This window comes from Pedobacter sp. GW456-11-11-14-TSB4 (assembly GCF_059424425.1).
On record NZ_JBWKZK010000001.1, the window covers coordinates 770,653 to 786,063 of the forward strand.

The following is a 15,411-nucleotide window of genomic DNA, read 5'->3' on the forward strand; positions in this document are numbered from 1 at the left end:
GTTAATTGTAAAATTGTTTGAATTGTTGTAAGGTTGAAATGTTGTAAGATTAAACACGTCTTATATTCATGGCTCGTGCAACTTTATGTTTTTCAACGTTCTAAAATCGAGTTTCAACAACTAAGCCATTGCTTAACGCTAAGTCAACTTGGCAGTTATTTGAATTTTAAAACTCGATAATAGTTAAGGAAATTGGTAAAAACGCTCTAAGGACTATTGTTTTTTGCGTTTTGCCTAATGGTTAAATCGGCTACAATATGATTACGAACTTTATATTCGGCAACTTTAAATGTGGGCTGTATGCCAATTAAAGTTAATTCGCTGTATGATAGAAAGAATGGACTATGATTGTCGTTTTGCTGTGTTACATCCTGAACAACATCCTCATTACCAACCTCTAACCTGTTACAATAACGCTCGGTTATAATTCTTAAGCCATCAACTCTTTGCTCAGCTTTTGCTAAGTGAGTTAGGCTAAAAAATACAAGAGATATGGTAACAATGTGCTTCATTCTGGCGGCAAATCTAATTTTAATCTTTTACATATCGAAATATGAAGTGATTTATTGGCCTTTAGCTCAAAAACCCTTCCAAAAATTCAACAATATTTTTTTTTGAAAATCACTTGCAGTACTATTATTAAGGGCAGTCGGGCTCTCGTTGCAATCTTTTTGCGCCTTGCAGGCTATGCAAAAAGTATTTTCACTAAATCCCGTCTGCCTACCGGAAGGCAGGTTTAAGATACTTCGGTTTGTACTGCTATTTATGTAAATAGCAATAAGCCATAAAAAATACCATTAGTGCCTAGGTATATTGAGGGGGGGAAGAAGCCTCAAAAGAACCTCTCGCTTTGTTTATTAAACCTTTTTGTAGCGAACACGTAGCGGTAACTTTTGGTTACAGCGAAGTAAAGCGGAAAGAAGGGCTGATTAAGCCAAAAGCACCACCATTGTTTTACTAACAATTTATATTTGATGATATTAATAAAAAATCATCCCTATCGGTATAATCATATTATTATCTTTGTTGGTATGAATATTCTATTGTTAGGTTCTGGCGGAAGAGAATGTGCTTTTGCTTGGAAAATGAGCCAATCTGCTCAATGCTCAAAGTTGTTTATTGCGCCAGGTAATGCTGGTACTGGTGCTTATGGCAAAAATGTAAACATCAATCCGAATGATTTTGAGGCCGTTAAAGCTTTTGCATTAAAAGAAGGTATCGAACTTTTAGTTGTTGGCCCAGAAGAACCATTAGTTAATGGTATTCATGATTTTTTTGCTAGTGATGCTTCACTAGAACACATTCCTGTAATTGGGCCCAAAAAAGAAGGTGCAATTTTAGAAGGCAGCAAAGATTTTTCGAAGCAGTTTATGCAGCGCCATGGCATACCTACCGCAGCATCTAAATCTTTTACCAATGAAAACCTAGCCGAAGGATTGGAATATCTTTCTAATCATGCAACGCCAATTGTTTTAAAAGCAGATGGTTTAGCTGCTGGTAAAGGTGTTTTAATTTTAGATAACATTGTTGAAGCTCAAGAAGAACTAAAACTGATGTTAGGCGGCAAATTTGGCAATGCCGGAAGTACCGTTGTAATTGAAGAATTTTTAACTGGTATTGAGCTTTCTGTTTTTGTATTAACGGATGGAAAAAATTATGTGATTTTGCCAGAAGCAAAAGATTATAAAAGAATTGGCCAAGGCGATACAGGTTTAAATACTGGAGGAATGGGTTCTGTTTCTCCTGTACCTTTTGCCGATGAAGCTTTTATGGCGCAAGTTAAAGATGAAATTATACAGCCAACTATTGATGGTTTACAAAAAGACAATATAGATTATACAGGCTTTATCTTTTTTGGCTTAATTAAAGTAGGCGATAAACCTTATGTAATTGAATATAATTGTCGCATGGGCGACCCTGAAACCGAAAGCGTAATACCTCGAATAGAAAGCGATTTAGTTGAATTATTTATCGCATGTGCTGATAAAAAACTAAACAGTTATCAGTTGGCAATTAGCAGTAAAACTGCAGCTACCATTATGTTAGTTGCTGGTGGTTACCCAGGCGATTATGAAAAAGGCAAAGCAATTTCTGGCATCGAAAACCTACGTAGTTCATTAGCATTTCATGCTGGTACAACTTTAGAAGGCGGCATTGTAAAAACAAATGGTGGCAGAGTTTTAGCTATTACTAGCTTGCAAGATGATCAGTTTAATGCTTTGCAACATGCTACCGCAGATGCTGGCAGAATTTACTTTGATGGCAAATATTTTAGAGAAGATATTGGTTTTGATTTGATGTAAGCTTTATCTCGTCATTTCGAACCAGGTTCTTCACCGAGGAGAAATCTGCATAGAACTACCATTTGTATTACAAAACAAAATCTCCTATCGTCGATATGACGAACATATTTATAAACAAGAAAGGCTCGATAAATTATCGAGCCTTTCTTGTTTATGGTAGCTTTAAAATTACTTCGTTTTTTTGCTTAAAAATTCTTCTAGTTTAGTGTGTAAATTTTCACCTCTTAAGCCTTTAGCAACAATTTTACCTGTTGGGTCTACTAAAAAATTAGCAGGAATACTTCTCACGCCCCAAGCTACAGCAACTTCATTACTCCAGCCATTTAAATCAGAAACCTGCGTCCAATTCAACTGATCATCAGCAACAGCTTTTAACCATTCTTCTTTTTTGGTTGATGTTGTACCACCATCTAAAGAAACACCTAAAACGGTGAAATTTTTATCTTTAAATTTATTAAATGCAGCTACTAAATTAGGGTTTTCATCGCGACAAGGACCACACCAAGCAGCCCAAAAATCTATAAGAACATATTTACCTTTAAAATCAGATAATTTTACAGGTTTACCAGCTGCATCATTTTGCGTAAAATCCATTGCCATTACGCCAATTGCAGTTTTTTTACCTGCTTCAAAAACCGCTGTTAACTGCGTTCCAATTTTAGATGATTTGAGCGATGGGTTTAAGTTAGCAAATATAGCTTCTGCATTAGATGCTTGCTCTGGGTCTGCAGCAAAACGAGAAAGGGTTGTTAAAGCAAGATACGAATTTGGGTTATTCTTTGCAAAATCAAGATAAATAGGAGTCATTTCGTTATTAATCTTCATTCCTCTTTCTTGTAACGCACCCATAACTTCCTTATCTTTCTTTTGCTCAGGAGTGAATGCTGCATATTCTTTGTTCAAAACATCCATTTTGTCGTTATATGGCTTTAACTTAGCCATTAACGCTGCATTATCATTATTTGTTGATGTACCCGATACTTTAGAAGATTTAACCGAATCAACAGAGCTGATAACAATGTTCCCTGGCTCAACATAAAATGATGCATAATCCATAAACTTAGTATTTGCGCCTCTTTTATATGGATTTACGTTTTTAAATATATTCGCTGCCGAAGGATCGTTAACCTCTCCTTTAAATTCGAACGAGCCGTTATTTGCCACTACAGAATCAATTACCCTAGAGCCATTGCTAGTGTAAGCTAAGTAAACCTTGTCTCCTGTTTTTAAATTTTTAATGTCTCCTTTAACTGAGAAAGGTTTTTGCGCCAATAGGCTTAATGGTAAAAGGCAAATTGCCGATATTAATATTTTTTTCATGTTAATATTTGAGGTTTAGGGGATTGTATATAAGAACAAATATAAAAAAATGTGTTTTAACAGGAGTTTTTTATTGTAAAAATAAGGTAATGCTTTTTATTTAAAGTAACACTTAAAATTTGAAAATTAAAGTAACAGCTACTCACAACCGCTAGTCCCGCTTTTGCCCATAGCCCTTTCACCTACGAAAACTGAAAGTTTGTGGGTTACACGGGGCTATTTGGCGCAATCTGGTTTAGGCACAACGGTTGTTGCCATAATACACAAACCTAACTTTTTTAGCCCCGACATAAGCGAAAATATTTGGTTACAATCACTGACAAAACGCTTTAACACACACCAAAATTGTAGCATTGGCGGGACCAAACCTAAACTACGAGCACAGGTTTTGCGCTTCAAATAAAATATTTAAGAAAGTTTTTGATACGTACGCCACCATAAATCTGGCATTTCGCCATTTACTGCGGTGTTGTAATCATCGTACCTGCAAGGCACCAAGTGAAACCTTTCGTTTTTAGAAATTCCAGATGGGTAAGGCACTTGCATCCACCAACGGTCTGAGCGTTTGCTTTTCACAAAATTCATTTCGCCAGAGCCATCTTTTAAACTTGTTCGGTAAATAATGTATTGCGATTTTGGAGTAAGTGGAAAATCTTGTTTGCGATTATAATAGCCATCTATAAAATACCAAACCATTTGTGCTAAAAGCATCGCCGTTTGTCCGTTTCTGTCAAAAGCAGGGTTAAATTCGTAAAAACCGATAGAAGTTAACTTATCATTCATGCCTGCGTAGCGAGTAATTCTACAAGCATCTTCGCCGTAAAAACCATTCGGACCAGCATTTACATTTGCGCCAGCATCGGCAGAACGAATAGCGCCCATATCAAAACTAATCATGTTTGCATTGCGCAAAACTGGCTCGGTTAATGAAATATCATGCATAAATTCGCCTAATCTGTGCACGTCAAAGTAAAGCTTATCCATTACTTTTAAACTATCCTGATTTACAAAATAGGTTTGGTAGCCCACATTGCTAAAATTGAATAGGTAATTTGGCTGATGAAGGAAAATTTTACTCAAATAAGAATTTGATGTAGTTGCAACTCCTTCATCTGTGTCTTCATCTAAATCAAATTTCGAATCGATAACTACTAAATCTACTTTTTGCTCTAAATTTTCGTAAGCCATGTATTGCGCATAGGTAATGTCTTGTCCGCCACCTATAATTATTGGCAAAATATTTAGCTTAACCAGCTCTGCAACAGCAGTTTTAACTGCAAAGTAGGTATCAGAAATTTCTCTACCAGCTTTAATATTTCCTAAATCGATTATTTTACTGGTAAAAGCGCCTTCATTTAGGGCATAAAATTGTTCTCTAAAATGATCTGCAGCTAAAGTACAACCATTGTTATTTACCGCACCTCTATCATCATTAACGCCAAAAATGGCCAAATCGTAGGCTTTATCCTCTAATTCTGGAAAACGATCTGTAAAAAATTGAGCCTTTAAACCTAGCTGACTGGTTAAAAATCCTTGCTTGGGACTAAACTTTTCAGGATTAATGGGCGAAAAAAAATCGGATAAAGACATAAATCGGTATAAATGTTTGGCATCAAATATCTATTTTTGACAGCATATTTTAATGAACTACCTAAAAAAAATATAATGATATTGGTAACAGGTGCTACTGGATTTTTAGGCGCAGAGTTAATTCACCAATTAACCTCCCAAAATATACAGGTAAGGGCATTAAAAAGAAAAACATCCAAAATACCCGATCTAATTGCAGCTAACCAGCAAGTTGAATGGTTTGTTGCAGATATTAATGAGCCCGAAGATTTAGCCGATGCTTTTGAAGGTGTAACGCAAGTTTACCATTGTGCTGCATTTATTTCTTTTGATCCGAAAGATAAAAACAAACTGATAAAAATTAATATCGAAGGCACTTCTAACATTGTAAATCTGTGCGTACACCATGGCGCCAGACTTTTACATGTAAGCTCTATTGCCGCTTTAGGCGATGCCAAAAAAGGCGAACTGATTACAGAGGAAGATTTTTGGGAGTATAACCCACATGTTCATTCTTATGCTATTTCTAAGTATGAAGGAGAAATGGAGGTTTGGCGAGGCATAGCCGAAGGTTTGGATGCTGTAATTGTAAATCCGGCAGTAATTATTGGCAAAAATGCTGGCTTTACAGGTAGTGGCGCAATTTTTAAGCTGGTTAAAGATGGCCTAAAATTTTATACCGATGGTGCCACAGGAGTTGTTGATGTAGAAGATGTTGCCAAAGCAATGATTTTGCTGATGAATAGTGATATTAGTGATGAAAGATTTACTCTATCGGCAGATAACTTACACTACAAAGATTTTTTTGCAGCAATAGCTGATGGTTTTGGTATTAAGAGACCAAGCACCGAAGCTAAACCTTGGATGTTGGGCATTGCTTGGCGAGCTGCAAAATTAGCTTCACTTTTTACCGGCAAAGCACCAGCTTTAACAAAAGATGCGGCAAGAAGTAGCTTTAATTTAAGTTACTATAGCAACGAAAAAATTAAAACCGCAATCAATTTTGAATTTAAACCCCTTAACCAAAGCATTGCCGAAGTTTGCGAAGCTTTGAAATAATTTACATGAAAAAGCAGAACTATTACATCATTGATTTCGACAGCACTTTTACACAGGTAGAAGCATTAGATGAACTGGCCCGTATCTCTTTAAACAAACATCCTGATAAGGAAGCTATTTTTAAAAAAATTGAAGATTATACCAATTTAGCCATGGAAGGTAAACTTTCTTTTTCTGAAAGTTTAGCTAAACGTGTACAATTATTGGAGGCTAATGAGGCTCATTTAAAGCAGCTTATTACACGTTTAAAAAAGAAAGTTTCTGCTTCATTTTCTCGCAACGCTGCCTTTTTTAAAAAGCATGCCGATGAGGTTTTAATTGTTTCTGGTGGATTTAAAGAATTTATTACCCCAGTGGTAAGTCAGTACCACATTAAAAAAGAGAATATTTACGCCAACACTTTTGTAACCACAGGTGATGGAAAAATTATTGACTACGACCACGAAAACCCTCTAAGTGAAGAAGGTGGTAAAGTAAAATTGATTGGTAAAATGGCTTTAGAAGGTGAGCTTTACGGCATTGGCGATGGCTATTCAGATTACCAACTTCGGGAAAGCGGATTGATTAAAAAGTTTTATGCTTTTACCGAAAATATTGCCAGAGAAAGTATCGTATCTAAAGCCGACCACGTAACCCCAAGCTTTGATGAGTTTTTGTATGTAAATAATTTGCCAAGGGCGATATCATACCCAAAGAACAGAATTTTATGTTTGGTAATTGGTGATGTACCCGAAGAAACCATCACTCTGTTAAAAAGGGATGGATTTTCTATTCGTCATAAAACTTCTTTTGAAGAAAAATATGTGGCCGATGTGGGAATGATTTTGCTAGGCGATGGAGAAAAAATTGAGCAAGAAAAATTGGAGCGAGCAGTTAAACTTAAAACCATTGGTTATTTGGGGAGCGCAAAAAATAAGTTCTCTTTCCAAACCTGTACCGATATGGGTATTGTAGTTTTTGATGATCCGAAAAGCAATCCTAGAAGTTCAACTTTTATCCCTAAAAGAGTAATTGATTTTATGAATAAGGGCACTACTTATATGAGTAGCAATTTTCCTAATTTACAATTGCCGGCTATTGATAAATCTCATCGTTTAATTCATATCCACAAAAATGTACCAGGCATTATGGCGCAAATTAATACCATTTTTGCTAAGCATAATATCAACATTGTTGGGCAATTTTTAATGACCAACTCAACTTTGGGTTATGCAATTACAGATATCAATGCAGAGTATGATAAACAATTATTTAAATCATTAAAAAAGATAGAAAATACGATTAAATTTAGGGTGTTGTATTAATATCTATAGCCGTCATGCTGAATTTATTTCAGCATCTGCCATACCAAACAGATCCTGACCTGTAACAAAGCGGAAAGATATGAACTAAAATAAATTTAGGATGGCAGAAAGTTAATGATAAAGTTTAAATATAATAAATTGAAGTGTTTATTTTCCATACAGGTTTCGAACTTTACGCTTATTATAGATAGGCCCAGTTAGCTATTGATTAGTAAAACTAAATATTGTTGTAAATCTAATTTGCAACCAATTTTCATTATCATTAATCAAAATTTCATGGATTTCACACCAGATATCATTAACAAAATCAACAAGCTTCAAGAAAAATATGAAGCGATGGGCCAAGACATGGCATCTTATCTTGATGGTTTATTATACGCAGATTTTTTAACCTATTGGGATTACATTCATCTCGATACTTTACTAAGCTTACAAAGTCCAAAAACTCCTTTTCCTGATGAAGAGATCTTCATTATGTACCATCAAATTACAGAATTGTATTTTAAGTTGGTGCTACATGAATGCAGACAAATTGCCGAACATGAAAATTTAACAACTGAGTTTTTTACTGCGAGAGTTAAAAGAATCAACGCTTATTTTAATGCCTTAACAACTTCGTTCGAAGTAATGGTTAATGGCATGGAAAAAGATCAATTTTTAAAATTCCGCATGTCGTTATTACCTGCAAGTGGATTTCAATCTGGCCAATACCGCATGATTGAAATCAGCGCCACAGATTTCACTCAATTGGTTGATAAAAGCAAGCGAGAAGAACTAAAAGATGCAACCATCGAAGAAAAATTTGAATTTTTATACTGGAAATTTGGTGCTACCGAATTGGCGAGTGGCAAGCAAACGCTAACGTTAAAACAATTTATCAAAAAATACGCTGCACAATTTTTAGCATTGGCAAAAGAACGTGAGCACACTAACTTTTCCGCCTTATACCATAAATTACTTTCGCAGGGCGATGATGTAAATGCGCTTGCAGAAGAATTACGCAAACTAGATCTTTATGTAAATGTAGAATGGCCTTTGGCGCATTACAAATCCGCTGTGCGATATTTAGAAAAAGACCCAATTGATGTTGCTGCCACAGGCGGAACCAACTGGCAGAAATATTTGCCTCCACGTTTCCAAAAACGAATTTTTTATCCTTTTTTATGGACCGAAGAACAAATGGATGAATGGGGAAAAGGATGGGTGCTTAGTGTATTACAAACACTTCGAAAATAAGATTAATTTGGGTTTAAGGGCATTTTTTAGTACTTTTGACGCAAATTTAATACTTAAGGCAGTGATAGATACTTTACAAATTAAGGTTACCGAAAACAGCAATCCGAGATTAGCTGATACAGATTTTAAAGACATCCCGTTCGGAAAAACTTTTACCGACCACATGTTTATGGCCGACTATGAAGATGGCGAATGGAAAAATTTACAGATTTTACCATATGGCCCAATTCCAATGAGCCCGGCAATTTCTGCATTACATTACGGTCAGGCAATTTTTGAAGGAATGAAAGCTTATCGTTTGCCAAATGGCGATGTAAGTGTTTTTAGAGCCAACAAAAATTTTGAGCGTTTTAATATCTCTGCAGATAGAATGGCTATGCCAATTATACCTGAAGAAATTTTTATGCAAGCTGTTTCTGCCTTAATTAATATTGATAAAGGTTGGGTACCTACTCAAGAAAATTATTCGCTTTATTTAAGACCAGTAATGTTTGCTACAGATCCATCTTTAGGTGTAAAAGCGAGCGACACTTATAAATTTGTTTTATTGGCTGCCCCAACTGGCCCATACTACACAAAAGCATTAAAAGTAAAAATAGAAACTAAATACACTCGTGCAAACGAAGGCGGTGTTGGTTTTGCAAAAACAGCAGGCAATTATGCTCGTTCTCTGTATCCATTTGCCGAAGCGCAAAAAGAAGGTTTTGATCAATTAATTTGGACTGACTCTGCAACACATACTTTGGTAGAAGAATCGGGAGCTGCAAATGTGATGTTTGTTTTAGATGGAAAATTAATTACAGCAGCTATTGGCGAAACCATTTTAAATGGCGTAACTCGTGATACGATTATCGCTTTGGCAAAAGATAAAGGAATTACAGTTGAAGAAAGAAAAGTTACCGTTGCCGAAATTATTGAAGGCGCCAAAAATGGTAATTTAACAGAAGCTTTTGCAGTTGGTACAGCTGCAACAGTAACTCAGATTGGCGAAATTGGTTTTGAAGGTGAATTATATAAATTAAGCGAAGTAAGTTCTCGTACGGTTTCCACTGGTATTGCGAAAGAGCTAAACGACATTAGAAACGGGATAGCCGAAGATAGATTTGGCTGGAACTGGATCGTGTAATTAGTTTTCGGTTAGCAATTATCAGTTAACAATATTTTTTAAACCGCCTTGCAATAATTGTAAGGCGGTTTTTTATCATCGCTGCTGCCTTTCTCGGCGTTCAATTCTTAACTGCCTACGCTTTCTACGTTCATCTCTATCTTCTTTCATCTGTTCAAACTTTTGTACATGCGCATTAATTTCAGCCTCCTTTTCTGGAGTTACACCAACGCTGTATTTAACTCCCTGAAAAAGTGTTCTCCAAATAAAACTAAAAAATGAAGCCGTTGGCTCTTTCTTGTAATTTATAGTGGCAGAGGTAAATTTACCATCGGCACTTGGGTTGTCTGAATATAAAACCAAAGCATTAGCCAAAATAGAAAGTAAGCCTTTCTTCACTAAACGTTGCCTGCCTTCTTCCTTTTTTAATAATGCTACAGATAAGTCCTTGAAAGCGAAATCTAGCTTTCCTTTTGCTATTTCATGATCTGCTTTAATATCAAATGAGAGCTTTTTAATATCAGCTCTATTAACCTGCACCATCCCTAAAGGTTTGGTAATTTTATTCAACTGTCTGCCATCTAAATTTGTTAGGGCACCTTTGTACTCAAACGCTCCTGTTGGCGAATTTAAATCGAACTTAAAATTGATTGCTAATTTACCTTGCCCCATTACATAACTCACTAAATTTGCTTCCATAAGCGAACTTATTGCTTTAACCTTTGGTGCATTTGTAGCATTGCTGATGATACCCGATGTTTTTTCGAAAGAAATTTTACCAATCTGTTTACTTGTTCTATCAAACTCGGCATAAGTCACATCGATATTGCTGAGCTTTATTATCTTTATGGTAAGCTTTGCATTGAGTTGTTGCAGCAATTGATGAGGAAATGCCCCCTTCTTAATTTTTACCAATTTAGGATAAGAATTATTGTTAAAAACGGCCACGCTGCCATCAGCAATTTGCATCTGATTCGCAATGAGCTCCCTTTTTTGCAAATAAGCCTGTAAATCTATCCCTAAAAGATTAATGTTATTCATTTGGATGCTAAAACGATCACGAGCATAGCCATTTACTTTTGCAAAATTTGCTTCACTATATCTAGGTACCAAACCAAATTTTTTAATGTTAACTCTTCCGCTAGCTGCGTTAAAATCTAATTGATTAATTTTGATATGGTACATACTATCTGGCGTAGCATACGTGTAATTATTCACATAAACATTTACATTTTTTAGCAAATAAAATCTTGTTGTATCTGATGCAGAAAGCGAATCAATTAACCAATCGCTCAATTTTATACTGATGTTGTTTACCGAATCTACTTCTGGTATGATACCATTATTATTGATGTACTTAAACTTCGCATTTCTAAAATCAACTGTTTCTACCCTAATAGATTTAAACAATTTTTTAATATAATCGTATGGAGATTGGCGTGGCCTTGGCGGACGATCATCATTGAAATCGAAGTGTTTGTTTACCATCTTTATCTCTGGTTTATCAAACAGCAACAATTTAACGTCTACTTTTTTATCAAAATAAACCTTCCAAGGTTTAAAATTTTTGATGGAAAGTTTTTTTAACTTAATGTAATACAGGTTGTTTGGGGCGTTCTGCTCTGCTATCAATTGCTTATAAATAGCCGTATCAGGTTCAATATTAATATCAACTAATGTTGCAGAACCTGTAATTAAATTGGTATGAAGATTAGAAAATTCTACCTTATATAAACCTTTGGTTGATTTTAAAACCAACTCTTTTAACTCTTTTTGAATGATGGGTTTAAGTTTTGCACTTAAATACCAGGAAACAGAAACTATAATTAACGTAACAAAAAGCAGAATGCCTAAAATCCATTTATATAAAATCTTTCGGGATGCTTTTTCTGCCATACTAGTTAGTCGTTTCTTTGTTCCTAATATAGTAAAATGATTTATCTTTCAGAGTTTAGACGGATCTTACAGTGAAAATTTAAAGCTAGAGATTCTTCGCAACGCTCCGAATGACAAAAAATCTAATTTTTCGCTCTTTCCGCTCTACGTTCTGCCCTCTTCTGTTGTCGCTCGGTTTTAGCTTTATTTTTTGGCTCTGGCGGAGATTTCATCGGAACGATTCCTAAACCAACAATCTCTCTAATGCCAGTGAAAACACCTTTCCACATGATATTAAAAAACGAAGCCTGTGGTGCTCTACTAAAAGTAATATTTGCTGTTCTAGCTGCTTCGCCTTGAGTTGGATTATCATTTTTAATTAGAACAGTATTTGCCAAGAACGAAAGTAATCCCTTTTTTTCTTTAGTTCCATTATCATTCTCTTTTAGTAAATTAACTTTTAAATCATTATACAAAAACTTAACCGTTCCGCTACTTCCATTTTGGTTTGCAGAGATATTAAAATCAACACTTCTAACATTTCCACTTTCAATAGCAACCAAACCTAGTGATTTAGATAAAGGGTTTAGCACCTTTAAATTAAACGGACCAACATGACCAACGTAACTAAATGCTGAGTTTTTATCTGTTAAATTAAAATCAATCTTAACATTCAATTTTCCGGCACCCATTACGTAGGTTGTTAAATCTGCATATGCATGATTTTTAGTAACCAGCCTTGTTGAATCGTTGGTAATATTTAATATTTGTCCGCTTAAATTATCCAGTTTTAAAGTTCCTCGCTCATTCGTTTTTTCATTATACTCCGTGTAGGCAATATCAACTTTGTTTAAAGTTAACGTATCAACTAAAGTTTGCATCTCTAAACGTTTTAATGCATTATGCGGATAATTTCTTCCTTTATCAAACGCAGGTGGAGGTAATTCTCTATTTAAAAACACAGCCACCTTTGCCGGACCAATGTTTAATCGTTTAGCATGTAAGCTACCATCATTATTTAATCCAATAAAATCTACACCGCTTAAGCTAATCTCATCAAATTTTAAGTCGTAGCGATCTTTACCAACCTTATATTTTCTGCTAAATACCAAGTCTGGATACATTGGGATCATTTGAATGCCCACAATTCTTAATGTTTTGTTACTAATAGAACCTTTAACTGTATCCACCTTAATAGTGTACATTTTATCTGCTGTTAAAGAATTGTAACCACTTAAGTTAAACGCAATATCTTTACTATGAAAAACCCTAGTTGTATCAAATTGAGCCATCGAATCTATTAAAACATCCTTCACATTAATAGACAGATGCTTCACTGCATTTAACTTTTTTAATCCGTTATAATAATCAAAATTGGCATCAATAACTTTGATATCATTTACACGAATTGATTTTAGCGATTTAGAAATCTGTTGATATAAGGTTCTTTCATCTTTAATTGTATCGGTATTTTTTGGCACTTTATGGTAAACCATATCTATAGATGGATGATCTAAAACGATAGAACTTACTTTAACATTTTTATTGAAATAGGCTTTCAAAATACCAACTCCACCAATTTTTAAGTGTGCTAACTTTAATCTAAACAAATGTGTTGGGGCCTTCTTTACTGCTTTTAGTTCATTAAAAACTAGACTATCTGGGTATAAAGAAATGCTATCTAAAACAACAGAGCCCGTAATTAAATTGAGATGAATATCTTTAAAATCGATTTTGTACAAGCGATTAGATCCTTCATAAACACCCTCTTTAATTTTTTCGGTTAATAAAGGCTTCCACTTGGCATTAATATAAATTGAGGCAATGCCGATAATTACAACTAAACCTAATAAAATTCCACCTATCCATTTTGCTAATCGCCTCGACTTCTGATTTTTGAGCATACTTTTATGATTAAACCAATAATACAAACTCCGATAGCTTTTTGTTTGATTAATGTAAGGAGCAATAATTTTGATGCTGACAATTTGTCATTTATAAATATAATTTTGTATTTTTGAACCCCGATAAAAATTGAATAATTGATGATTGAATTAACTTTAGCCGACAAGAAACACGATGAGGAGCGCCAAGGCGAGGCTTTAATTTTAGCAAACACTAAAAGCGACGGCAGAAAACTTTATATTGAAAGTTATGGTTGCCAAATGAATTTTGCTGATAGCGAAATTGTGGCTTCTATTTTAGCAGAAACTGGATTTGAAACCACTGGAGATTACCACCAAGCTGATGTAATTTTCATTAACACTTGCTCAATCAGAGAAAATGCAGAAACTCGTGTTCGCAATCGATTATCACAATTTGGTGTAGAAAAAAGAAGAAATCCTAAATTAATTGTTGGTGTTTTAGGCTGCATGGCCGAGCGTTTAAAAGCTAAGTTTTTAGAAGAAGAGAAATTGGTTGATGTTGTTGTGGGCCCAGATGCTTATCGCGATTTACCGGGCTTAATTAGTCAGGTAGAAGAAGGCCATAAAGCAGTAAACGTAATTTTATCTCGAGAAGAAACTTATGCAGATATTAGTCCGGTACGTTTAAACAGCAACGGCATTACTGCTTTTGTAACCATTATGCGTGGTTGCGATAATATGTGTTCTTTTTGCGTAGTTCCATTTACAAGAGGAAGAGAGCGTAGTCGTGATCCTTTTTCTATCGTAGAAGAGTGTAGGCAATTATTCGAAAATGGCTACCGCGAAGTTACGCTACTTGGGCAAAATGTTGATTCGTATTTATGGAGCCAACCTAAAGCAGAACAAGTGAAAATAGACGACCTAAAGGATGAAATGAACACCTTATCTGGCGATGCTTTATTGGAAGCTTTGGTTAGCAAAAATGAGTTGCCAGAAAAATTAGTTAAAAAAGATGAAGAACTAGATTCAGTAAATTTTGCGCAACTTTTAGAAATGGTTGCAGCTATTAACCCAGATTTACGCATTCGTTTTTCTACATCGCACCCTAAAGACATTACCGATGAGGTTTTATATACCATTGCCAAACACGATAACATTTGTAATTACATTCATTTACCAGTTCAATCTGGCAACAGCAGAATTTTAGCTTTAATGAATCGTACTTACACTCGCGAATGGTACATGAATAGAATTGATGCCATTCGTCGCATTATTCCAGGTTGCGCCATCTCGGCAGATATTATTGCAGGTTTTTGTACCGAAACTGAAGAAGAGCACCAAGACACATTGAGCATTATGGATTATGCCAAATACAATTTTGCTTATACCTTCTCCTACTCAGAACGCCCAGGTACATTAGCTGCCCGTAAATATGTTGATGATATACCTGAAGATGTAAAAGCTCGTCGCTTGGAAGAAATCTTTAAAAAACAACAAGAAGATTCATTAGCATGTTTAGAAGAATTTGTGGGGCAAACCGTTAGAATTTTAATCGAAGGTTTCTCTAAAAAATCTGACAAAGAATTTAGAGGTCGTAATGATCAAAATGCAATGGCTGTTTTTCCGGTAGTAGAAAATGTAAAACCTGGCGAATATGTAAATGTTTATATAGAACGTTGTACATCAGCCACGCTAATTGGTAAAATCGTTTAAAAGTTGAAAGGTTGTAATGTTGAAACGTTTAACCGCTATTCGCATTACGCAAAACGCAAAAC

The 15,411-nt window shown here is 35.1% G+C and carries 11 protein-coding genes; 6 read left to right on the top strand and 5 right to left on the bottom strand.

Translation table 11 applies throughout. The features are described 5' to 3' along the window. Nucleotides 1–206: 206 nt before the first annotated feature. Nucleotides 207–512 carry a hypothetical protein gene (locus tag AC07XU_RS03485; RefSeq protein WP_494942232.1) on the bottom strand — a complete coding sequence of 102 codons (306 nt, stop codon included), beginning with the start codon at nt 510–512 and terminating at the stop codon, nt 207–209. 519 nt (nt 513–1,031) lie between these two features. Between AC07XU_RS03485 and purD the strand changes: the two genes are divergently transcribed. Beyond that, nucleotides 1,032–2,303, top strand: coding sequence for a phosphoribosylamine--glycine ligase (purD, locus tag AC07XU_RS03490; RefSeq protein WP_494942233.1), 1,272 nt, complete (start codon nt 1,032–1,034; stop codon nt 2,301–2,303). Nucleotides 2,304–2,471: 168 nt separating this feature from the next. Here the strand turns inward: purD and AC07XU_RS03495 are convergent, their stop codons facing one another. Both AC07XU_RS03495 and AC07XU_RS03500 read right to left on the bottom strand, forming a co-directional pair. After that, nucleotides 2,472–3,623: a redoxin domain-containing protein gene (locus AC07XU_RS03495; RefSeq protein WP_494942234.1), complete on the bottom strand. Its 1,152-nt coding sequence runs from the start codon at nt 3,621–3,623 to the stop codon at nt 2,472–2,474. Between the two features lie 408 nt (nt 3,624–4,031). Then, nucleotides 4,032–5,213 carry a formimidoylglutamase gene (locus tag AC07XU_RS03500; RefSeq protein ID WP_494942235.1) on the bottom strand — a complete coding sequence of 394 codons (1,182 nt, stop codon included), beginning with the start codon at nt 5,211–5,213 and terminating at the stop codon, nt 4,032–4,034. 75 nt (nt 5,214–5,288) lie between these two features. Between AC07XU_RS03500 and AC07XU_RS03505 the strand changes: the two genes are divergently transcribed. From AC07XU_RS03505 to AC07XU_RS03520, 4 genes are all read left to right on the top strand, one after another. Beyond that, complete coding sequence (locus tag AC07XU_RS03505) at nt 5,289–6,251, top strand: NAD-dependent epimerase/dehydratase family protein (RefSeq protein ID WP_494942236.1); 963 nt, start codon at nt 5,289–5,291, stop codon at nt 6,249–6,251. Between the two features lie 5 nt (nt 6,252–6,256). Continuing rightward, nucleotides 6,257–7,555, top strand: a complete 1,299-nt coding sequence (locus tag AC07XU_RS03510) for an HAD-IB family phosphatase (protein WP_494942237.1) — start codon at nt 6,257–6,259, stop codon at nt 7,553–7,555. Between the two features lie 276 nt (nt 7,556–7,831). Then, nucleotides 7,832–8,791, top strand: a complete 960-nt coding sequence (locus AC07XU_RS03515; protein WP_494942238.1) for a tryptophan 2,3-dioxygenase family protein — start codon at nt 7,832–7,834, stop codon at nt 8,789–8,791. A gap of 61 nt (nt 8,792–8,852) precedes the next feature. Continuing rightward, nucleotides 8,853–9,917: a branched-chain amino acid aminotransferase gene (locus AC07XU_RS03520; RefSeq protein ID WP_494942239.1), complete on the top strand. Its 1,065-nt coding sequence runs from the start codon at nt 8,853–8,855 to the stop codon at nt 9,915–9,917. Nucleotides 9,918–9,992: 75 nt separating this feature from the next. Here AC07XU_RS03520 and AC07XU_RS03525 read toward each other — a convergent pair whose 3' ends face one another. Both AC07XU_RS03525 and AC07XU_RS03530 read right to left on the bottom strand, forming a co-directional pair. Further along, nucleotides 9,993–11,792: a hypothetical protein gene (locus tag AC07XU_RS03525; protein ID WP_494942240.1), complete on the bottom strand. Its 1,800-nt coding sequence runs from the start codon at nt 11,790–11,792 to the stop codon at nt 9,993–9,995. 122 nt (nt 11,793–11,914) lie between these two features. Then, the gene (locus AC07XU_RS03530) at nt 11,915–13,675 is read right to left on the bottom strand and encodes an AsmA family protein (protein ID WP_494942241.1); all 1,761 of its coding nucleotides are present in this window, start codon (nt 13,673–13,675) and stop codon (nt 11,915–11,917) included. Between the two features lie 141 nt (nt 13,676–13,816). On the opposite strand from AC07XU_RS03530, the gene AC07XU_RS03535 reads away from it, so the two are divergent. Continuing rightward, entirely contained in the window at nt 13,817–15,349 is a 1,533-nt protein-coding gene (locus tag AC07XU_RS03535; protein ID WP_494942242.1) for a MiaB/RimO family radical SAM methylthiotransferase, read from the top strand. Nucleotides 15,350–15,411: the final 62 nt, after the last annotated feature.

Bases quoted from the DNA above. Each gene is read 5' to 3' on its own strand.
- AC07XU_RS03525 (WP_494942240.1), bottom strand. From the start codon at position 11,792: ATGGCAGAAAAAGCATCCCGAAAGATTTTATATAAATGGATTTTAGGC.
- AC07XU_RS03505 (WP_494942236.1), top strand. From the start codon at position 5,289: ATGATATTGGTAACAGGTGCTACTGGATTTTTAGGCGCAGAGTTAATT.
- AC07XU_RS03485 (WP_494942232.1), bottom strand. From the start codon at position 512: ATGAAGCACATTGTTACCATATCTCTTGTATTTTTTAGCCTAACTCAC.
- purD (WP_494942233.1), top strand. From the start codon at position 1,032: ATGAATATTCTATTGTTAGGTTCTGGCGGAAGAGAATGTGCTTTTGCT.
- AC07XU_RS03530 (WP_494942241.1), bottom strand. From the start codon at position 13,675: ATGCTCAAAAATCAGAAGTCGAGGCGATTAGCAAAATGGATAGGTGGA.
- AC07XU_RS03510 (WP_494942237.1), top strand. From the start codon at position 6,257: ATGAAAAAGCAGAACTATTACATCATTGATTTCGACAGCACTTTTACA.
- AC07XU_RS03500 (WP_494942235.1), bottom strand. From the start codon at position 5,213: ATGTCTTTATCCGATTTTTTTTCGCCCATTAATCCTGAAAAGTTTAGT.
- AC07XU_RS03535 (WP_494942242.1), top strand. From the start codon at position 13,817: ATGATTGAATTAACTTTAGCCGACAAGAAACACGATGAGGAGCGCCAA.
- AC07XU_RS03515 (WP_494942238.1), top strand. From the start codon at position 7,832: ATGGATTTCACACCAGATATCATTAACAAAATCAACAAGCTTCAAGAA.
- AC07XU_RS03495 (WP_494942234.1), bottom strand. From the start codon at position 3,623: ATGAAAAAAATATTAATATCGGCAATTTGCCTTTTACCATTAAGCCTA.